This is a genomic window from Kribbella voronezhensis (assembly GCF_004365175.1).
GTDB classification, from domain to species: domain Bacteria; phylum Actinomycetota; class Actinomycetes; order Propionibacteriales; family Kribbellaceae; genus Kribbella; species Kribbella voronezhensis.
The window spans coordinates 4,465,526-4,485,549 of sequence record NZ_SOCE01000001.1 but is presented as its reverse complement, the minus strand read 5'-3'; the positions used below and the strand labels follow the sequence as shown (position 1 = coordinate 4,485,549).

Here is a 20,024-nt window from a genome sequence, read left to right as displayed (position 1 = left end):
GTCAGCTCTTCCTACGTGAACCCGAACGACGCTCTGACGGCCGGGTGACGACTTCACCGGCCTCCACCATGGTGTCACGCCGGTTGGCGCCGAACCGCGCGAGCGCCTCGGCCAGCTCCTCGGCGGACGGCGACTCGGCCATCGCGTCGACCCGCAGGCCGTGCTCCTCGGCGGTCTTCAGCGTCGCCGGGCCGATCACCGCGATCACCGTCGACGCGTGCGGCTTGCCGGCGATGCCGACCAGGTTGCGAACGGTCGAGGACGAGGTGAACACGACCGCGTCGAACTTGCCCGACTTGATCGCCTCGCGGGTCGGCGCAGGCGGCGGGGCGGCCCGCACGGTCCGGTACGCCGTGACGTCGTCGACCTCCCAGCCGAGATCGGTCAGCCCGGCCACCAGCGTCTCGGTGGCGATGTCCGCCCGCGGCAGGAAGACCCGGTTGATCGGGTCGAGCAGTTCGTCGAACGGCGGCCAGTCCTCGACCAGCCCGGCGGCGGACTGCTCACCGGTCGGGGTCAGGTCCGGCCGGATGCCCCAGGCCGCGATCGCCTCGGCGGTCTTGTCACCGACCGCGGCGATCTTCAGGCCGGAGAACGCGCGCGCGTCCAGGCCGTACTCGTCGAACTTCTCCCGGACGGCCTTGACGGCGTTCACCGAGGTGAAGGCGACCCACTCGTAGCGGCCCTCGACCAGGCCGCGAATGGCCTTGTCCATCTGCTGCGGGTTGCGCGGCGGCTCGACGGAGATCGTCGGCACCTCTTCCGGCATCGCGCCGTAGCGGCGCAGCCGGTCCATCAGCGGGCCGGCCTGGTCCTTGGTGCGCGGCACCAGGATCCGCCAGCCGAACAGCGGCTTGGTCTCGAACCAGCTGAGTGCCTCGCGCTGCTCGACCACGGAGCCGACCACGATGACGGCCTCGCCGGTCAGCTTGGCGGCGCGCAGGTCGGCCACGATCGTGCCGAGCGTGCCGACGACGCTCGCCTGCGCGGTCGTCGTACCGCCGACGGTCGCGGCGACCGGCGTACCGGCGTCGAAACCGGCCTCGATCAGTGCGGCGGTGGCGTCCTTGAGCACGTCCGTGGCGTTCAGCAGGACCAGGGTCTGCTTGGGGTGCACCTTGGTGAAGTCGAGCTTGGCCTCGGCCAGATCGAGCACCGTCACCTCGCGCTCACCCTTGACGGTCAGCGGGATACCGGCGTACGTCGGGACGGCGCTGACCTCGCTGACACCGGGGATCACGTTGAAGCCGATCCCGGCCTTGCGGCAGGCTGCGGCCTCCTCGGCCCCACTGGAGAAGGTGAACGGGTCACCGGTGAGCAGGCGGACCACGTTCGCCGAGGTCTTGGCGGTCTTCACCACCAGACGCGCCCGGGCCGCGATCTTCAGCGCCCGGCTGCCCTCGGCGCCGGAGCCGTCGACGACCTCGACGCCCGGCTTGCAGTACGCCAGGAACGCGTCGTGCTCAGGTCCCTCGACCACGACGGCGTCGGCGTTCGCCAGCACGTCGCGACCGGCCAGGGTCAGCAGTGCTGGGTCACCCGGGCCGACGCCGACGAAGGTGACGTGGCCGAGCGGTTTGGGTTGCCGTGCCGCGGCCGCGCCGGTGCTGGCCGCTGCCTTGGCGGGCACGTTCTGGGGCGCCTTGGTGGCCGCTGCTGTCTTCGCGCTGCTCACGTCTGCTGTCGCCTTTGCCCTTGTCTTGCTGCTCGTCTTCGTACTCGTCGTTCCCCGTGCCGCTGTCATTCCTCCAGCAACTCCTTCGCCAGCGCCCTTCCGAGCGACACCGGGTCGTCCACCGGGCCGTTGGCCGACAGGCGCCGTACGCCGCCGTCCTGGCCGAGCGCGCCCCGCAGCCAGAGCTCGGGACCGTCCTCACCTTCGACCACCTCGGCGAGCGCGCCGACCGGAGCCGAGCACCCTGCCTCGAGAGTGGCAAGCAACTGCCGTTCCGCCGTCACCGCGGCCCGGGTGGCCGCATCGTCCAGCGGTGCCAGGGCCGCCAGTACCGCGACGTCGTCGGCGCGGCATTCGATGCCGAGGGCACCTTGTCCGGGAGCCGGCAGAACCTGGATCGGATCCAGGGTCTCGGTGACCTCGTCCAACCGGCCCAACCTGGCCAACCCTGCCCTCGCGAGCACCACCGCGTCCAATTTGCCATCGGCGACCATCGCGATCCGGGTGTCCACGTTGCCGCGGATGCCGGTCAGTTCGAGGCCGAGGCCGAGCGCGTCCAGCTGGGCCTGCCGCCGCAGCGACCCGGTCCCGACCACGGCGCCGGGTGGGAGTTCGCCGAGCGACAGTCCGTCCCGGGCGATCAGTACGTCGCGCGGGTCCTCGCGCAGCGGGATGGCGCCGAGCGTCAGTCCGTCCAGCGGTGTGGTCGGCAGGTCCTTCAGGGAGTGCACCGCGATGTCGATCTGGTCTGCCAGCAGGGCGTCGCGCAGGGCGCTGACGAAGACCCCGGTGCCGCCGATCTGAGCCATCGGCGCGCGGTTCACGTCGCCGATCGTGGTGATCAGCACGAGTTCGACCTCGTGGCCGAGAGCGCGCAGCGAGTCGGCGACCAGATTCGACTGGGCGGTCGCGAGTGCCGACCGGCGGGTTCCGAGCCTGATCATGCCGATTCACCTCCGGTGGTCTTGGGTGCGGTGACCGCGTCCACGGTCGCTGGGTCCAGCGCGAACAGCTCGCGCAGCGCATCGGCGTACGTCGGTCCGCCGGGGTCCGCGGCGAGTTCCTTCACCCGGACGGTCGGCGTGTGCAGCACCTTGTCGACCACCCGGCGGACGGTCCGGGCCACCTCGGCGCGCTGGACCTCGTCGAGTCCGGGCAGCCTGCGATCGAGCCGGCTGAGCTCGGCCTCGACCACTTCGGCGGCCATCGCCCGGAGCGCGACCACGGTCGGCGTGACCGACGCGGCCCGCCGGGTCGCCTCGAAGGCACCGATCTCCTCGGCGACGATCCGGCGTACGTCGTCGATGTCGCGCTCGGTGCCGCCCGCGGTACCGGCGAGGTCCGCCAGGGTCACCAGCCGGACGCCGGGCTGCCGGGCCGCGGCGGGATCCACATCGTGCGGAAGAGCCACATCCAGTACGCCGAAAGGCCGGCCGTCGGCCGCGTTGCGGACCATCTCCTCGGTCAGCACGACACCGCGTGCACCCGTGCAGGACACCACCAGGTCAGCCTCGGTCAGCGCCTGCGGTACGTCGGACAGCCGGATCGCTGTCGCGCCGATCCGGTCGGCCAGTGCCACCGCGCGATCGAAGTTCCGGTTCGCGATCGTGACGGTGGCGGCGCCACCCGCGAGCAAGGTCTGGGCGGCCAGCGAGGCCATCGAGCCGGCCCCGACGACCAGCGCGCGCCGGCCCTCGTGGCCACCGACGGCCTCGAGCCCGGCGGAGACGACGGAGCGGCCGGCTGAGTCGATGCCGGTCTCGGCGCGGGCCCGCTTGCCGACCCGGAGCGCGTGCTGGAACAGCGCGTTCAGGCCGGTGCCGACCGTCTCCAGGTCCTGGCCGACGCGCAGCGTTTCCTTCACCTGGCCGAGGATCTGGCTCTCGCCGACGATCATCGAGTCCAGTCCGGCCGTGACCTGGAACAGGTGGGCGACGGCGCCTTCCTCGAAGTGCACGTAGAGGTGCTCGGCCAGGTCGAGCAGCGGGACGCCCGTGACGTCGGAGAGGATCGCTGTTACCTCGTCCATGCCGGCGTGGAAGCGGTCGACGTTCGCGTACACCTCGGTGCGGTTGCAGCTGGCGAGGACGGCCGTCTCGGACACCGCGGGCGTGTGCTGCACGGCGATGGCCAGCTTGGTGGCCGCGTCCGGGTCGAGCGCGACCCGCTCCAGCACCGAGATCTCCGCGGACCGGTGCGAGATGCCGACGACGAGGTAACTCATGCGCCGACACCCCCACCGACACTGGGCAGATCAGTGACGACACCGTTCATCGCTGGCAGTTCGGGCACCGGGGGGAGCGCCGCCTCTCCGGACTTTCGTTGTTCGTGGTACGCCAGGATCTGCAACTCGATCGAGAGGTCCACCTTGCGGATGTCGACGCCGTCGGGCACGGACAGCACCACCGGCGCGAAGTTCAGGATGCTCGTCACGCCCGCCGCGACCAGCCGGTCGCAGACCTCCTGGGCGGGACCGGCGGGAGTGGTGATGACCCCGATCGAGACCCGGTCGGCGGCGACGATCTCCTCCAGCTCGGCGAAGTCGCGGACGACCATGTCGCCGATCTTCTCGCCGACCAGCTCGGGGGCGGCGTCCAGCAGCGCGACGATCCGGAAGCCGCGGGTGCCGAAGCCGGAGTAGTTCGCCAGCGCGTGGCCGAGGTTTCCGATCCCGACGATGACGACGGCCCAGTCCTGGGTGACACCGATCTCGCGCGCGATCTGGTAGCGCAGGTACTCCACGTCGTACCCGACGCCGCGGGTGCCGTAGGAACCCAGGTAGGAAAGGTCCTTGCGCAACTTGGCCGAGTTAACGCCGGCCGCGGTCGCCAGATCCTCGCTCGACGCGGTGGCGATACCACTGTCCGACAGCGCGGTCAGGGCCCGCAGGTACACCGGCAAGCGCGCGACAGTGGCCTCGGGAATGCCGCGTTCGGTTCTCGTCGGCGCGCCGGGGCGACGGCTGCGGGCAGGCGTCACAATTCTCCTGGAAATGGTGGTTCTCGAGTCACCGCCTCACGGCTGGCGACTACCCCACTCTAGGAGCTTGTGAACGTGAGAACAAAATCGAGAAGGCCGTCCGTGATGGATGGCACTAAGTTGTCAAGGCCTTCTTCAGTCTGACCGGGTCCACCCGCCAGAAATCGTGCTGGCGGCCGTCGACGAAGGTGACCGGGATCTGTTCGCCGTACTCCTCGAACAGCTTCGGGTCCGTGGTGATGTCGATCTCGGTCCAGCCGACGCCGAGTTCGGCGCAGACCTGGTCGACGATCGCCCGGGCGTCGTCGCACAGATGACAGCCCGGTTTCCCGTACAGCGTGACTCTCATCGGTCCGCCCGCAACCGGCCCTTGGCCACCTTGCCGGTGACCGAATGCGGCAGATGGTCGACCACCTCGATCTCGACCGGGCACTTGAAGCGGGCCAGCCGCGTCTCGGCGTACTGCCTGATCTCGGCCGGCTCCGCCGCCACCCCGGTCGCCGGTACGACGAACGCCTTCACCGCCTCGCCGGTCGCCTCGGACGGTACGCCGATCACCGCCGCCTCGCGGACTCCCGGCGCCTGGACGAGGACCTCCTCGACCTCGCTGGGGAAGACGTTGAAGCCGGACACGATGATCAGTTCGCGCAACCGGTCGACCAGGAACAGGTCGCCGTCGGCGTCGAGATAGCCGACGTCGCCGGTGCGGTACCAGCCCTCGGCGTCCGGTCCGTCCACGCCGTCCGGCCAGTAGCCGGAGAACAGGTTGTCGCCGCGGACCAGGATCTCGCCCGGGTCGTCGCCCTCGACCTCCTCGCCCTGCTCGTCGGCGATCCGGAGTTCCACGTTGGGCAGTGGGCGGCCCACCGAGCCCGGCTTCGGGTCGCTCTCGCCCAGGGTGGTGGTGACACCCGGCGAGGCCTCGGTCAGCCCGTAGCCCTGATGCACGAACAGACCGGTCGCCTGCTCGAACCGGTCGGCCATCCCGCGGTCCAGTGTGGACGCGCCGGTGAGGACCACCTTGACGGTCCTCAGCGCGTCCTTCAGATCGTCGCGGGCCAGCAGCGCGTTGAGCGCCGGCGGCGCCAGCGGCAGCCTCGTCACGCCGTACGAGCGGATCTGCTCGATGGTGTGGGTCGAGTCGAACCGCCGGTCGATGATCAGTGCCGCGCCGGTGGCGACGACCCAGCCGAGCACGGCGTTCAGGCCGAACGCGTGGAACATCGGCAACACGCCGAGCACCACGTCGTCGGGGCCCATCCGGTCCGCACCGAGGGCGGCCAGGTTCTTCACGTTGGCCGCGAGGGCCCGGTGGGTCAGCATCGCGGCCCGCGGATCACCACTGGTGCCGGAGGTGTAGAGCAGGACGGCGAGGGTTTCCGGGTCGGTCTGCGGCGTAAGCGGAGCGTCACCAACGAGCTCGCCGGCCCGGACCGTCCGGAGCCCCTCGATCTTGTCCGCGAGGTCGCCGTCGGCGATCGCCAGCCGGGCCCCGGAATGCGCGATCACGGTACTGATCTCGCTCTTCGTCAGGCCCGTGTTCAGCGGTACGGCGACCAGCCCGGCGCGGAGAATCCCCAGGTAGGACGTGACGAACTCGACACTGTTCGCCATCAGGAGGACCACCCGGTACCCCGGTACCAGGCCGGCCGCGGCGTACCCGCGGGCCGCGCTGTCGACCGCCTGCTCGAGGTCGTTCCAGGTCAGCCGCCGGTCGCCGTCGACCAGGGCCGGACGTTCGCCGTGACGTCGCGCTGTGTCACGAAGAATGTCCGCAAAGTTGAAGTTCACCATGCGAGTCTGTCACGAGCCCACTAGGGTGCTCTTCATGACTCGAGCTACCCGGCGTAGGCCGCGTCCGCGGCCCGCGCTCGCCGGAGGTGGGCTGGGAACGATTGCACACTCGGCCGCCGGCGGCTATACAGGTGCACTCGGGGGCGATCAGGACCGGGGCGATTTCCCCGGCGGCGCGAAACCGGCACGCCGCACACTGTTGACAGCCGGTGCTTCAGACGTAACGCTCGGTGCTGTCTCAGCCGCTGTGGCCATTCGCGGATGGACCAGTCGTAGACGTGTCAGTTGAACGGGGAGAGAACTTGACGACGCCGGAGCCAAGCCCGGACGGGATGAGACGCGCAGAGCTCGTCGATCGCGCCCAGGCAGGGGACGTCGGTGCGTTCGGCGAGCTGTACGACGAGTACTCGCTGACCGTGTATCGCTACATCTACGCGCGGGTGTCGTCCTCGGCACTCGCGGAGGACCTGACCAGTGAGACGTTCGTCCGGGCGCTCCGCGCGCTGGATTCGTTCCGCTGGCAGGGCCGGGACTTCGGGGCCTGGCTGGTCACGATCGCCCGGAACCTGATCACCGACCACTACAAGTCGGGCCGCGTGCGGCTCGAGGTGGTGACGGACGAGATCGAGACCCACGACCGGCAGACCGAGGGGCCGGAGGTCGATGTCCTGGCCGCCGCCACCGCCGAGGTCCTCCGGGAGGCGGTCGCGGCCTTGCCCGACGAGCAGCGCGACTGCCTGACCATGCGGTTCTTCGCCGGTCTGTCGATCGCGGAAACGGCCAAGGCGCTGGAGAAGTCGGAAGGTGCCGTGAAGCAACTGCAACTGAGGGCCGTCCGGCACTTGGCGAAGGTTATCCCCAAGGACTTGAGGTGAGACGAATGACAACGAATGTCCTTCGTAACCCGTCAGGGAGTTTCCTCGTTTGCCTGGTGAGGACCTGTCGGTGACCCCGACTGGCCATTGAGGAGAACGAGCAATCATGAGTGACCTACACAGGGCTCGAGCGCGCGCGGAGTCATTCGCGCACGCCGTCGATCACGGGCCCCGTCACTCTCGATGACCCCGAGCTGATGGACGCTGTGGAGCTGGTCGGACGGCTGAGGACCGCCGGCGCAGTGGCACCGCGACCGGAGTTCACTGCCGAGCTGAGGCACCGCCTCCTCGAGCAGGCCGCGGCCCGAGCCGCAACGACTCCGACCGTGGTGCGCAGCACTCCGGAAAGCGCGGGAGACCCGCTGCCCCGCGAGGACGACGACGCGTCCGTGACAGATATCCGCCATCGTCACGGCCGGCGTATCCGGCTAGTGGCCAGTACCGCCGCGCTCGTGCTGCTCGGAGGTGGCATCGGTTCTGCCGCCGCCGCTCAGCAGGCGATGCCCGGCGACACGCTGTACGGGATGAAGCGCAGCATCGAGAACGTCTCCACCAACGTCAGCGTCGGGGACGACTCCCGGGGCCGGCGCGATCTCGAGCACGCGATGACCCGGCTCTCCGAGGTCCGGGGACTGGTGAACAACCACGGCGACGCCGCCACCATCGACAACACGCTGGACCTGTTCTCGCAGCAGGCGCGCAAGGGTGTGTCGAGACTGGTCGCTTCGTACCAGCAGGACGGCGACACCACGTCGATCACGGCGATCACGACCTTCATCACCGGCGCCCGCCAGGCCATCGGTGAGCTCGCCCCGAAGCTGCCACCGGAGTCGCTGAAGTCGGCGGTCGAGGCGTTGGCCACGATCGAGCAACTGGCCCAGCACACCACCGTGGCGTGCCCCAAGTGCGACAAGCCCAAGCCGGCCAAGAACGGTCAGCCGACGGTGAACACTCCGGGCGGGCAGACCGAAGATCCCACCGTGGCGCCGAGCACCAAGACCTCCACGAAGCCGTCGACGTCACCGACCCAGGTGCCGAACACGACCATCGTCGAGACCCCGGTGAAGCCGCCGACGGATCTGAAGACCCCACCGAAACCGTCGACCAAGCCGACGACGACCCCGAGCGGGCCGTCGCTGCCGAGCCTGCCGACCGCGTCGACCCCGAGCTGGCCCTGGCCGTTTCCCAGCCTGAGCCTCCCGTTGCCGACCATCAACCTCCCAGGCGTCGTCAACTCGTTGCTGCCACCCTGGAAGTAATCCACGCAGAAGCAGTCCAAGCAGAAGTACTCCGAGCACCCGAAGAGCCCCGGTCGACCACCTTCGACCCGGGGCTCTTCGGTCGTATGCGCGACCAAGCACGAGGCAATCGGTGCCTGGAACTACACGCCTCGGTGGTGCTGCCCGGCTCGTTCTACCGAGACGTCCGCCACTCGATGTCGCTGAGAGCTGCACCGCCGCTTGGGGGTGGTGAGGGATGGGCGGTGGTTGGTTCGTGCTGGTGCGGGTTAGAAGAAGACGCTGCGGCGTTGCATCAACAGGGAGTACAAGGTCTGCTGGATTGTTTCGCGGACCTGGTCGGTGACGTTGAAGACGAGCATCGGGTCGTCGGCGGCGCCGTCGGGGAACTCGTCGGTGCGGATGGGCTCGCCGAACTCGACCAGCCACTTCGACGGCAACGGGATCAACCCGAGCGGACCGAGCAGCGGGAAGAACGGCGTGACCGGGATGTACGGCACGCCGACCAGCCGCGCCAGCGACGCCATGTTCCCGACCAGCGGGTAGATCTCCTCCGCGCCGACGATCGAGCACGGCACGATCGGTACGCCGGTACGCATCGCGGCGCTGACGAATCCGCCCCGGCCGAACCGCTGCAGCTTGTACCGCTCGCTGAACGGCTTGCCGAGTCCTTTGAACCCCTCCGGCCAGACGCCGACCAGATTCCCCTGCCGCAGCAGTCGCTCGGCGTCGTCGTTGTTGGCCAGCGTCGCGCCGCCCTTGCGGGACAGCTCACCGACGAACGGCGTCTTGAACACCAGGTCAGCGGCCAAGGTCCGCAGCGGGCGCTTCGCGTGGTCCGCCACCACCAGCTGGGTGATCAGGCCGTCCAGCGGCATCGTGCCGGAGTGGTTCGCCACGATCAGCGCGCTGCCGGTGTCCGGGATGTTCTCGATTCCACGCACCTCGACCCGGAACCACTTCTCCGCGAGCGGACGCAGGAACGGCAGCAGCACCTGGTCGGTCAGGTCCTGGTCGTAGCCGAACTCGTCGACCTCGTAGTCACCGGTCAGCCGGCGGCGCAGGAACGCCAAATACTCGGCGACCTTGCGCTCCCCGTCCGCGCCCAACGCGTCCCGGACCAACTGCTCGAACCCAGCGAACTGCCCCGCAGCCGCAGCCTGCTCCTCGACCGCTTCCTCGATCACCAGGTCCGGCTCATCCCCGCCCCGCCGCTCGTCCGCCCGACGGTCGTTGGCGCGCTTGGTGCGCTTGGGTGGTTGGGCGCCGGGCCCTGCGAGGGCGCGGGCTGCGGATGACGGCGTCGTACGGCGTCCGGTGCCGCGGCCTGGGCGGCCGCCGGAGCCGATCGGGATCACGTCGGCGTCAGCCACGAACCGCTCCCAGTCCTGCGGTCAGCAGCCGCGCGGCCGAGGTGACCGCGCCGGGCGGCAGCGACTTCCGGAAGTCGTCGAAGGCGGCCGCTGTCGTGTACTGCGGTTCGAAGCCGAACTCGGCCCGCATCCGGGTCGTGTCGACGGCGCGGCCGTAGGTCAAGAAGGTGATCTGGTCGGGCGAGAAGTCGGCGAGCCGGGCCCGGCGTACGACGGCGGCGGTGCCGGCCGCGGTGAACGAGGGCAGCCGGAGCACGGGCCGGCCGAGTCGCCGGATCGCCTGGGAGAGGACGAGTACGCCGTCCCCGGCCAGGTTGAAGGTGCCGGGGAGGTCGTTGGTGGTGGCGTGGTGAATCGCTTCGACGCCGTCGCTCTCGTGCAGGAACTGCAGGCGGGCGTCGTACCCGAAGACGGTCGGGACCACAGGCATCGCGAAGTACCGGGTGATGGGCGAGTCGGTCTGCGGGCCGATCCAGTTGGCCATCCGCAATGTGGTGACCGACACGTCGGGGCGGCGCCGGGCGAACCCGCGCACATACCCCTCGACCTCGACCGCGTCCTTGCTCAGCCCGGTCTGATGGATCGCCCGGGGCGCCATCTCCTCGGTGAACATCGCGGGATCGCGCGGACCCGCGCCGTACACCGTGGTCGACGACTTCACCACCAGCTTGCGGACGCCGGGCGCCTTCTGGCACGCGGCGAGCAACTGCATGGTGCCGATGACGTTGATCTCCTTCATCGACGACCGGCCACCGGCGCTGCCAGGGGTCGCCACGACGCCCGTGTGGACGACCGTGTCGACGTCCTCACCGGCTATCACCTTGGCGATCACGGGGTTGCGGATGTCCGCGCGAACGAACCGGACCCGACCGAGCTCCGCCCGCGGCGGAACCACGTCGATGCCGATCACAGTCCCGATCGCCGGATCCGCGGCCAAGCGGCGGGCACAACGAGCACCGGCGTCCCGGGAGACGCCGGTAACCATCACTACCTGTGCCACGAGAACCCCCAGCCAGACAGCAACACCATCAACGCCGCTCTGGTGAACCAGAGCGGCGGGACCTGCTACTTGCCGAGCTTGCGGCGCTGCACCCGCGTCTTCTTCAACAGCTTGCGGTGCTTCTTCTTCGCCATCCGCTTACGGCGCTTCTTGATAACAGAACCCACAGTGGACCTTCCAAACTTAAAGAGAGCGTCGGCAAAGCCTACCCGCAAGTCGCCACTCCGACCTAAGTGAGGCCTGGGAGCGGTTCAACCTGGGACTGTCGGCGGGGCTGCCTAAGCTGCGAATCCGACGCAATTGGACCTGCAGTCTGTCATCCCGACCAGGAGGAACCGATCGTGGTGCGGCTTACGAGGTGGACCGAGGATGATTTCTGGTTGTTGGAGGCCTGCAATACCGAGGAGATGACTGCGTTTCTCGGGGGGCCGGAGAGTGCGGAGAAGGTGAAGGATCGGCAGCGGCGGTATTTCGATCAGAGCATGCCGGGGCAGATGTCGGTGATCGTGCTCGACGGCGGGGAGAAGGCCGGGTCGATCGGGTACTGGGAGCACACCGAGGGTGGCGAGACGGTCTGGGAGACCGGGTGGGCGATCCTGCCGGCGTACCAGGGCCGAGGGATCGCGAGCGCGGCGATCGCCGAAGTGGCGAAGGCCGCGGCGGCGGAAGGCACTCATCGGCGCCTGCATGCCTATCCCCGTGTCGACAACACCGCGTCGAACGCGCTGTGCCGCAAGGCAGGTTTCACTTTGCTCGGCCCCCGTCAGTTCGAGTACCCGAAAGGTCACTGGATGACCTGCAACGACTGGGCCCTGGAGCTCTAGGCGAGATGTTCCCAGGTGAGCAGCGAGACCGGGCGGCCCTTGTCGGTGACGTTGGTCGGCAGCAGGTCGGTGAGCCGGTAGCCGGCGGACCGGGCGACTCCTGAGCTGGCGTCGTTCTCGGGCTCGATCTCGAGGAGGACCCGCGGCAGACCCGCTTCCTCGTGCGCGTACGCCGTGAGCAGCTTCAAGGCCCGTACTGCGAGTCGCTGACCGCGGAACTCAGGGCCGACCGAGTAGCCGAGCGTCGCCCGGTCGGTCATCAGCAACACCTCACCCATCGGCTGCCCGCCGTCGACGGTGATCGCAAGCTGAATGGTGCCGTTGGCGGTGAGCGCCCTGTCCAGATACGCCTTCGCCGCGTCCAGGTCGAACGGCGTGACCAGTGGCGTCCAGTGCGCCACCTCCGGGTTGTCGAAGAGCTTGACCATGGCAGCCAGGTCACCCCGCTCCCACTCCCGCAGTACCAGCCCGTCCCCCACCAACCGCAGCCCAGATCTGTACGTCATCTGCTCAGTCTCCATCACTCCAGCAAGTCACTTACCGGCCCGAAGGTGAGCAGTCCCGAGCCGGCTCCTGCCAGCTCTCCAGCAGCAGGCGCCAGCTCATCCCTCGCCCTTGCCACCATCCCCTGATCGCCAAGGGCGAGAGCCGCACGCAGTACGAGGCACCACATCGCTTCGTACATCAGATCCTTGGGTGGCTCCGGGATCGCACTCAAGGCCAGCGCCGCCTCGGAGCGACGGCCTTCGGCCAGCAGTACCAGCGGGCGGACCCATGGCTCGTACGGTCCCCAGTCCTCGTCACGACCGGGCTCACCCCGCACAGCCAACAGTGCAAGCGGCAGAAGCCCGTTCTGTACGCCGGGCATGCCTGCGCCGTCCAATGACCTCGCGGCCTCCCGGTAGGCGGCCTCCAGCTCGCCCGTCGAGGTACGGCCTTCCGCGGCGAGCCGTAGTACGCGGTACCACTGGGTGAAGACCCCTACCAGCGGCAGCTCCCGGCGAGCGGCCAGGAGATCCACTGCCGTTGCGTGCTGGTCGGCTTGAGTGAAGTCGCCAAGTGCACTGAGCGCTTGGATCCGGATGAGATGGCCGAGCACCTCATAGCCGACCAGATCATGCGCAGTACCGAGGCTGATCAGTTCGGCACCGATCTCATCTCTGCGAGCCGCCAGACCAGCACGCTCGAAGCTCTGCATGAACACGCCGTTCAAAGCGAAGCCCAGCAACCCCGGATCGTCCAACCGCCGGGCGATCCGCTCGGCTTCAGCCGCCGCCTCGCGACCGCGGGAATCCCTGCTCCCACGGGATTCCAGCGCGATCGTGGCGAGCAACCGAGCCCGAGCGGCGTCGCGATCGACGGGCAGTGTGGCCAACGTCCGCTCCGCTGCCGCAACCACCTGCCGCGCGTGCTCCTCGTCGTCCGACCGCGTCCAGATCGCCGGTACGTCGTACGCGCCGATCACCCGCGCCGTCAGCTCCACATCCCCCAGTTCCTCGGCAGCGACGATCGCCGCCAGCCGGTGTCGCCGCGCAGCCTCCAGCCCGCCTCCGCCGGTGACCGCCAGGTTCCGCAGCAGTCCTACGGTCGATTCGAGCCGCGCCCGGGCACCCACACCCACCGCTTCGTCGTACGCCGCCGCGGCCTCCTCCCACACCTTGCCCACGCCAGTACTAGCTGACCGCAGATGTTCGGCCTGGTTGAGGATGTCGGTCTCCAGGCGGCGCAGCGCGGGGCCGGGATCGACGGCGAGTTGCTCGACGAGGAGGCCGCGGGCGCGCCGTAGTACGGCCAATGCATCGCCTTGCCGATCGGCTTGGTACAGCGCCAAGGCCAGTAGTCGCCAGCCCTCCTCACGCCAAGGGTGCTCGGACACGTGAGCATCCAGGTCCGCGATCGCCTCCCCCGCCAGCCCTAGTGCCAGCCGCGCCTCCGCCTGCTGCTCGACCGCCTGCAGTCGCAGCTCAGCCAACCGGGCTCGCTCTGCCGTTGCCCAGTGATCATTGGTGAACTCCGCATACGCCGGCCCACGCCACCACCCCAATGCTTCGCTCAGCAGCTTCAGCGCCTGCTCTGGTTGGGCCGTCGTCATCGACACCACCTGCTCGAACCGCCAGGCATCCACTGCATCCGGTTCGGCTCGAAGCGAGTAGCCCGGCCCGGCAGTCACCAGTACGCGAGGCGGCGTACGAGGCGCTCTGTCCGGCTCCACTGCTCGGCGGAGCGCTGCCACAAAGGTGCGTACGGCGCTGACCGCTCCGGCCGGCGGGTCGGACCACAGGTCATCGACCAGAAGATCGACCGGTACTACGCGGCCGCGGGCGATGATCAGCCGGGCGAGTACTGCGCGATGCCGTGGACCCTTGAGCGCGAGCGGCTCACCACGTTCGTCCCAGGCCACTACGGGTCCCAGTACTCCGAACTGCACCAGCCCAGCCTTTCCGGATCGCGCGAATGCCGTCACCGTAGCGCGTGCTCATCGAATGCTCATCCGCACCAGCGAGGGTTTGGGGTACCGATTCCTTCACAGAAAGCAGGCGTCATGAAGATCAGTGGTTTCGACTACCAGCGGTTGGAGGGTGCGGAAGGCGTCACCCTCGAAGTGGCAGTCGGAGGCACCGGTACGCCGATCGTGCTGCTCCACGGCTTCCCCCAGACCCATCTGATGTGGCGGGACGTGGCTCGCGGCCTGGCCGCGGACCACACGGTCATCTGCCCGGACCTGCGCGGGTACGGCGCCAGTGACAAGCCCGCTGACGGCAACTACTCGAAGCGGCTGATGGCGGCCGACATCGTCGCAGTCGCCAGGGCACTGGGGCACGAGCGGTTCGCGCTGGCCGGTCACGACCGCGGCGCACTGGTGGCCTTCCGTGCCGGCCTGGATCACCCCGACACGATCACGCACCTCGCCTGCCTCGACGTCCTGCCGACGCTCGACATGTGGGACTCACTGCACGGAGTGAACGCGGCAGTGGCGTTCCACCTTTATCTGATGGCGTTGCCGGCCGGCCTGCCGGAGGAGTTGATCGCGGGCAGCCCGGACGCCTTCTTCGGCTACTTCCTCGATCTGTGGGGGAAGAGCCCGTTCCCGGCCGACGTACGGGCCGAGTATCTGCGGGCCTGCCGGAACGCGATCCCGTCGATCGTCGCCGACTACCGCGCCACGGCCGGGATCGATATCCGGCACGACCAGGAAGACCTTGCCGCAGGCAACCAACTGCAGATGCCGGTGACGGTCGTGCAACAGGACTGGGGCGCTCAGCTCGGCTTCGACGCGGCCGCCTTGTGGCGGGCCTGGGCGCCGAAACTGGAACACCTGACGGTCGACCACGGTCACTTCATGGCCGAAGAGGCTCCGACCGAGATCGCCGCTACCCTTCGCTCCCTGCTGAACCGTTGACCTCCGTTGCCGGCTGCACGGACTCGAGCAGCCGACGGCCGAGCCTCTCGGCGGCGGCTTGCACCTCGGGAGAATCGACGAACCGGAAGGGCGCATAGATCTCGGTCAGCTGACCGACGTACCAGCCCGGGTTCTCGGTGCTGCCGGTCAGCCTGGTCGTGGTCGGCGTGATCGCCTCCAGCCGGCCGAGCGCGCGCGGGATGCACGGCGCCACGTCGTCGAAGGCAGCATCGATGACGACCTCGACCCGGTACTTCCACCCTTCCGACAGTTGCTCCTCGAGCGCCTGCTTCGGATTGAGGTCAGCCGGTGGGGTGAAGGTCCCGTCGAGGAGCTCGACCGATCGGATCCGGTCGATCCGCAGGGCCCTGCGCGCGTCCTTGGCGTGCGACCAGCAGAGCAGATACCAGCGGCCGTGCCGGACGACGACAGCCCAGGGATCGACCTCCATCGGATGCTCCGCGCCGGAGTTCACGCGATAGACCAGCCGCAGCGAACGGTTCGACGTACAGGCCTGAACCAGCGTTGCCGTGGTCTCCGGTTCGGGCGTCGGCGGATCCTGGCCGCGCCCGGCGCTGATTCGGCGTACGGCGTCGACCGGGCTGGCGACCGATTCGGGCAGGACGCGCATGATCTTGCCGAGCGCGCTGCCGACCGGATCGGCCGGGTCGGCCGCGTTGTGGTGGCCGTCGAGCGCCGCCATCACCAGCGCGAGCGCCTCGGTCGTGGTGAACATCAGCGGCGGAACCCGGGCGCCCCGGCCGACGCGGTAACCGCCGTACGGGCCGCGAGTCGACTCGATCGGTACGCCGGCCTCGCGCACGATCCCGACGTACCGGCCGATCGCCCGCTCGGACACCCCGAGCCGCTCGGCCAGCCGGGACGCGCCGATGCCCGGGCTGTTCTGGATCAGCTCGAGCAGCAGCAGCGCCCGCGAGGTCGGACTCAGGTCGTCGTGCACCGGCAACTCCCCCCGCTGTTCCGGAAGTGGATCGTCGGTAAAAGACACTAGCGCGGCGTACTGCGTACGCGGCGCTGGTGGTCGTCGAGGTGGTGCCGCGCCCTCGGGTCAGCGGCCGCCGAGCAGGCCCCCGAGCATTCCGGCGACGCCGTCCTGACCCGACTGCTGACCGCCGCCGGTGCCACCGACGAAACCGCCCGGCGGCTCCTCGGACGGCTGGACGACGACGAAGCCGTGACCCGCGAAGCTCATCGTGAACGCCTCACCGGTGGACCGGCCGAGCAGCGTGCCCAGGCCGATCGAGTCGGCGCGCTGGTAACCCGTCTGCAGGCCGGTCGACCAGCAGACGGCTGCCTGCGGGTCGGCGTACGTCGGCTGGTCCACGGTGAGGACGACCGGCGTGCCCTTGCAGGTGATCGCGATCCGGCCCTGGCCGGTGAAGTTGCAGTTGAACAGGCCGGAGTTCGACAACATGCCGGCGCCCTGGACCATCTTGATGTCCCAGCTGAGCGTGGGCTCGAAGGCGAGCACGTTCGCGCCGTTGATGCTCAGACCGTCGTGCGGGCCCTCCAGATCGATCAGGTAGATGTCCGCGGCGCGGTCGGCCAGGAACACGTCGCCCTGCCCGCGCAGCTTCATCAGCGGAATGCCCTCACCGGTGAGCTTCTGCTTCAGGAACTTGCCGATCCCGCCGGAGCCCTGGGCCTCGAACTGCACGTTGCCCTGGTACGCGACCATCGCCCCCTGGCGCGCGAACACCTCGCCGCGCAGTTCGATCTTGAGCAACTTCGAGTTCTGCAACCGCAGACCGGCCTGAGCGGACTCCTGCTCCTGGTTGGTCGCGGCGAACAATTCACTTCGCATGCTGGTTTCCCCTCCCACGTGGATGTGCCTGAGCGTTGGCATAGACGCACCATCCCCGCCCCCGGTGCCGTACCCCCGCTGCTCGACCGACTCTCCCAGCACCAGCGGCGCTGGGGAAGAGCCTTGGCGTTCGGGAACTTGGTGGGCTCGGCTCTCGAAGGTCGCACTCCTGCGTGGCAGATCACCAGTCGGCGGTCTCCTGGGCGGCCAGCACGGCGTCGCCGTACTTCTGGGCCCACTCGCCCAGCGCTTCCAGCGGCCCGATCAGGGCCTGACCGGCCTCGGTCAGCGAGTACTCCACCCGCGGCGGCGCCTCGGCGTACCGATGCCGCTCGACCAGCCCGTTGGCCTGCAGCCGGCGCAACGTGTCGGTGAGCACCTTCTGGCTGATCCCACCGATCTGCTCCGTCAGGACACCGGGTCGCGACGGCCCGACGGTCGCGAGCGAGTAGAGCACGACCATCGGCCAACGCCCACTGATCAGGTCGATGGCGACGCGCGCCTGGCAATCGGCGAAGAATCTCGGCTCCACCCAGCCATTCTGGCGGCCCGTTACACACCGTGGGGTGCGTTTCGGGTTCACTACCTTCGAGCCATGCGAATCGGGACACTGGGCAACGGCGAAATGGCGGAAGCTCTCGGACGGCACTGGGTCCGGGCGGGCCACCAGGTGATGATCGGCGGCCGCGACCCCGGGAGAGCCGCGACGGTGGCCGCGCGGATCGGCGCTACCGGCGGATCGATGCAGGACGCCTCGAAGTACGGCAAGGTCGTGCTGCTCGCCCTGCCGGCCGAGGTGGCGGTGGGAGTTCTGACCGGGCTGGACCTTGCGCCCGGGACGACGCTGGTCGACTGCACGAACGCCTTCGATCATGGTGACTTCACCCTCGCCGTGCCTGCGATGGCCGAGTCCATCAGCCAGGCCGTTCCCCATGTCCGGGTGGTCAAAGCCTTCAACCTCGCTGCCGACACTGTCTGGCGGGACGCTCCGCAGTTGTTCGACGGTGCCCCACTCGGCGTACCGATCTGTGCTGACGATCCAGCCGCTGCGGACCTCGTCGGGAGGTTCGTCCGCGACCTCGGCTACCTTCCCGTCCCCGCCGGATCCCTTGCCAGAGCACGTCTTCTGGAGGCAACAGCCGCACTCGCCGTCGGCATCTGGGTCACCGGCGGCGACGTTCGCGCCCTGTTCCCGCCCAGGGCAGCCGCTTTCGGAACCACCCCGCCGACCACCTGAGGACCCGGGAGAGGCATACGATCTCCGGACCGCGTTGTCGTCGTGCCAGGAGAACCTTGTGCCGTTTCGGTCCGTTGTGATGCGACTAGGTCATCGAGGGATCCGGCTGTGGTGGAAGGTGCGGAAGCCGACGACGTTCGGCGTGAAGGCGCTGCTGCTTCATCCGGACGACCCGGCGCGCTGCCTCGTCGTACGGCATTCCTATGTGGATCAGGAGTGGTGGGCGCTGCCGGGTGGCGGGTACAACCCGAAGCGCGAGACTGCGGAGGGCGCGGCGATCCGGGAGGTCCGCGAGGAACTGTCGCTGTCGATCACCGAACCGCCGGTCGTACTGCAGACCCTGACGACCAACCGCGAGGGCAAGGTCGACAACCTCACGATCGTGCTGGCAAGGCCGACCTCGGATCACTTCGAGTTGTCCGCGGAACTCACCGAGGCCCGCTGGGTCTCCACGGATCCGGACGCCCTGCCTACCGACGGACCGGTCTCTCGCTGGCTCCGGATCGCGCTGGCCTGCCCTCGCCCGGCCCGCCCCCGTTGAGTCAAGCGGCCAGGTAGTCGACCGTACGACGTACTGCCTCCAGCGCGGCTGGCAGGCCGGGAGCGAGCAACCGCCCGTCGCGCTTCACCGGCTGACCGTCGACCAGCACGGTGTCGATGTTGCCCGGATGCGCGGCGGTGACGACAGTGCCGATCGGGTCCTGCGAGCCACCGATCAGATTGATGTCGGAAGCACGGAGCATGATGATGTCGGCCTGCTTGCCGGGGCGCAGCGAGCCGATCTGATCGTCGAGGCCGAGTGCGCGAGCTCCCTCCAGGGTGGCGAGCTGGAGCACCTCCGCGGCAGTGAAGGATTTGTAGCCGAGGGCAAGGATCGACTGCATCGCACTGAACATGTCACCCGGTGCGCTGGTCACCACATCGATCCCGAGCCCGGTCGTGACGCCGGCCGCCCGCAACCGCGTGGCCATCGGATCACCCATCTCCATCCGCGCCTCGACCGCCGGCGTGATGGACACGCTCGCCCCGGACTCGGCGATGAGCTTCAGCTCGGAATCGGCCAGGGTGTTGCCGTGCACATAGAGGACATCGGGCCGCAACAACCCTTCGTCCCGCAGCAGCGCCAGCGGTTCGTACGCAACCGGCCCGCTCCCGACATGCACCACGATCGGCAGACCGAGCGACGCCGCCAACTCCCAGTCCGCACGGACAACCTCGAGCGGTGAGTACGCCGGTCCGATGGCGGCCAGTGCCACGGTGATCCGGCCGGACGCTCGCCCCACCACGTGCCGCATTCCGGTCGGGTCGACAGCGGCGCCGGTGAGCGGCGACTGCCCGTACCCGTAGACGGCCCGGATGCCGCTGCTCATCAACGCATCGAGCGCCGCATCCGCGTGTTCGATGCCCTGCTGAACGTGCGAATAGTCCTGCACGGTGGTGATTCCGGCGTCCAGGCATTCGAGCGCGCCGACAAGGTTGCCCGCAGCAACATCTTCGGCACGGTAGCGGGAGCCGTACTCGCCGAGGATCCGCTGGAGGTAGGTCATCAGATCCACATCGACAGCCGTGCCTCGCAGCGCCACCTCCCACAGATGCCGGTGCGTGTCGACGAACCCGGGCAGCACGATCCGGTCCGATGCATCGATCACCTCGGCATCCGTGACCCCGAGGTCGCGCCCGACCGCGGCGATCCGCCCGTCCTCGATCAGGACGTCGGTGTCGCGGCGCACGACTGGGCCGGGCTCGGTGTCGATGACGAGTCCTCCTCGGAGCAGTAGACGCTGACTCATTCGCACATCCCCTC

The 20,024-nt window shown here is 68.9% G+C and carries 21 protein-coding genes; 6 read left to right on the top strand and 15 right to left on the bottom strand.

Features of this window, described 5'->3' with window-relative positions; translation table 11 throughout:
• Position 1: 1 nt before the first annotated feature.
• From EV138_RS20870 to EV138_RS20845, 6 genes are all read right to left on the bottom strand, one after another.
• Positions 2-1,744, bottom strand: coding sequence for a bifunctional uroporphyrinogen-III C-methyltransferase/uroporphyrinogen-III synthase (locus EV138_RS20870; RefSeq protein WP_133980532.1), 1,743 nt, complete (start codon positions 1,742-1,744; stop codon positions 2-4).
• Complete coding sequence (gene hemC / locus EV138_RS20865) at positions 1,741-2,619, bottom strand: hydroxymethylbilane synthase (RefSeq protein ID WP_133980531.1); 879 nt, start codon at positions 2,617-2,619, stop codon at positions 1,741-1,743. Before hemC ends, EV138_RS20870 begins: the two co-directional genes overlap by 4 nt.
• On the bottom strand, positions 2,616-3,899 hold the full coding sequence (locus tag EV138_RS20860) for a glutamyl-tRNA reductase (RefSeq protein WP_133980530.1): 1,284 nt from the start codon (positions 3,897-3,899) through the stop codon (positions 2,616-2,618). Before EV138_RS20860 ends, hemC begins: the two co-directional genes overlap by 4 nt.
• Positions 3,896-4,654, bottom strand: coding sequence for a redox-sensing transcriptional repressor Rex (locus EV138_RS20855; protein ID WP_112248238.1), 759 nt, complete (start codon positions 4,652-4,654; stop codon positions 3,896-3,898). Before EV138_RS20855 ends, EV138_RS20860 begins: the two co-directional genes overlap by 4 nt.
• Before the next feature lie 115 nt (positions 4,655-4,769).
• The gene (locus tag EV138_RS20850; RefSeq protein WP_133980529.1) at positions 4,770-5,003 is read right to left on the bottom strand and encodes a glutaredoxin family protein; all 234 of its coding nucleotides are present in this window, start codon (positions 5,001-5,003) and stop codon (positions 4,770-4,772) included.
• Positions 5,000-6,448, bottom strand: a complete 1,449-nt coding sequence (locus EV138_RS20845; protein ID WP_238158264.1) for a class I adenylate-forming enzyme family protein — start codon at positions 6,446-6,448, stop codon at positions 5,000-5,002. Before EV138_RS20845 ends, EV138_RS20850 begins: the two co-directional genes overlap by 4 nt.
• Positions 6,449-6,780: 332 nt before the next feature.
• Here EV138_RS20845 and EV138_RS20840 point away from each other — a divergent pair, with 332 nt between their 5' ends.
• Positions 6,781-7,323 carry a sigma-70 family RNA polymerase sigma factor gene (locus EV138_RS20840; RefSeq protein ID WP_133980527.1) on the top strand — a complete coding sequence of 181 codons (543 nt, stop codon included), beginning with the start codon at positions 6,781-6,783 and terminating at the stop codon, positions 7,321-7,323.
• A gap of 110 nt (positions 7,324-7,433) precedes the next feature.
• Complete coding sequence (locus EV138_RS20835; protein WP_238158263.1) at positions 7,434-8,582, top strand: DUF5667 domain-containing protein; 1,149 nt, start codon at positions 7,434-7,436, stop codon at positions 8,580-8,582.
• Between the two features lie 248 nt (positions 8,583-8,830).
• On the opposite strand, the gene EV138_RS20830 is transcribed toward EV138_RS20835, so the two are convergent.
• From EV138_RS20830 to EV138_RS20820, 3 genes are all read right to left on the bottom strand, one after another.
• Positions 8,831-9,934, bottom strand: a complete 1,104-nt coding sequence (locus tag EV138_RS20830) for a lysophospholipid acyltransferase family protein (RefSeq protein ID WP_133980526.1) — start codon at positions 9,932-9,934, stop codon at positions 8,831-8,833.
• Positions 9,927-10,934 (bottom strand): NAD-dependent epimerase/dehydratase family protein, encoded by a 1,008-nt coding sequence (locus EV138_RS20825; RefSeq protein ID WP_238158262.1) that lies wholly within the window; start codon positions 10,932-10,934, stop codon positions 9,927-9,929. The genes EV138_RS20830 and EV138_RS20825 overlap by 8 nt, the downstream gene beginning before the upstream one ends.
• A gap of 65 nt (positions 10,935-10,999) precedes the next feature.
• Positions 11,000-11,101: a 30S ribosomal protein bS22 gene (locus EV138_RS20820; RefSeq protein ID WP_008356322.1), complete on the bottom strand. Its 102-nt coding sequence runs from the start codon at positions 11,099-11,101 to the stop codon at positions 11,000-11,002.
• 174 nt (positions 11,102-11,275) lie between these two features.
• Between EV138_RS20820 and EV138_RS20815 the strand changes: the two genes are divergently transcribed.
• The gene (locus EV138_RS20815; protein WP_133980525.1) at positions 11,276-11,758 is read left to right on the top strand and encodes a GNAT family N-acetyltransferase; all 483 of its coding nucleotides are present in this window, start codon (positions 11,276-11,278) and stop codon (positions 11,756-11,758) included.
• Here the strand turns inward: EV138_RS20815 and EV138_RS20810 are convergent.
• Both EV138_RS20810 and EV138_RS20805 read right to left on the bottom strand, forming a co-directional pair.
• Entirely contained in the window at positions 11,755-12,264 is a 510-nt protein-coding gene (locus tag EV138_RS20810; RefSeq protein WP_133980524.1) for a GNAT family N-acetyltransferase, read from the bottom strand. The two genes, EV138_RS20815 and EV138_RS20810, sit on opposite strands and share 4 nt — an antisense overlap.
• Positions 12,265-12,278: 14 nt before the next feature.
• On the bottom strand, positions 12,279-14,186 hold the full coding sequence (locus EV138_RS20805) for an AfsR/SARP family transcriptional regulator (protein ID WP_238158260.1): 1,908 nt from the start codon (positions 14,184-14,186) through the stop codon (positions 12,279-12,281).
• Between the two features lie 114 nt (positions 14,187-14,300).
• Here EV138_RS20805 and EV138_RS20800 point away from each other — a divergent pair, with 114 nt between their 5' ends.
• Complete coding sequence (locus EV138_RS20800) at positions 14,301-15,158, top strand: alpha/beta fold hydrolase (protein ID WP_133980523.1); 858 nt, start codon at positions 14,301-14,303, stop codon at positions 15,156-15,158.
• On the opposite strand, the gene EV138_RS20795 is transcribed toward EV138_RS20800, so the two are convergent.
• The 3 genes from EV138_RS20795 to EV138_RS20785 form a co-directional block, all read right to left on the bottom strand.
• The gene (locus EV138_RS20795; RefSeq protein WP_133980522.1) at positions 15,130-16,119 is read right to left on the bottom strand and encodes a helix-turn-helix transcriptional regulator; all 990 of its coding nucleotides are present in this window, start codon (positions 16,117-16,119) and stop codon (positions 15,130-15,132) included. The two genes, EV138_RS20800 and EV138_RS20795, sit on opposite strands and share 29 nt — an antisense overlap.
• 108 nt (positions 16,120-16,227) lie before the next feature.
• Positions 16,228-16,983 carry an AIM24 family protein gene (locus tag EV138_RS20790; protein WP_133980521.1) on the bottom strand — a complete coding sequence of 252 codons (756 nt, stop codon included), beginning with the start codon at positions 16,981-16,983 and terminating at the stop codon, positions 16,228-16,230.
• A gap of 181 nt (positions 16,984-17,164) precedes the next feature.
• Positions 17,165-17,515, bottom strand: a complete 351-nt coding sequence (locus EV138_RS20785; protein WP_238158259.1) for a winged helix-turn-helix transcriptional regulator — start codon at positions 17,513-17,515, stop codon at positions 17,165-17,167.
• Between the two features lie 63 nt (positions 17,516-17,578).
• On the opposite strand from EV138_RS20785, the gene EV138_RS20780 reads away from it, so the two are divergent.
• Both EV138_RS20780 and EV138_RS20775 read left to right on the top strand, forming a co-directional pair.
• Positions 17,579-18,220: an NADPH-dependent F420 reductase gene (locus tag EV138_RS20780; protein WP_133980520.1), complete on the top strand. Its 642-nt coding sequence runs from the start codon at positions 17,579-17,581 to the stop codon at positions 18,218-18,220.
• Between the two features lie 79 nt (positions 18,221-18,299).
• Positions 18,300-18,761, top strand: coding sequence for an NUDIX domain-containing protein (locus EV138_RS20775; protein WP_133980519.1), 462 nt, complete (start codon positions 18,300-18,302; stop codon positions 18,759-18,761).
• A gap of 1 nt (position 18,762) precedes the next feature.
• Here the strand turns inward: EV138_RS20775 and EV138_RS20770 are convergent, their stop codons facing one another.
• Positions 18,763-20,010 (bottom strand): amidohydrolase family protein, encoded by a 1,248-nt coding sequence (locus tag EV138_RS20770; RefSeq protein ID WP_133980518.1) that lies wholly within the window; start codon positions 20,008-20,010, stop codon positions 18,763-18,765.
• Positions 20,011-20,024 lie beyond the last annotated feature (14 nt).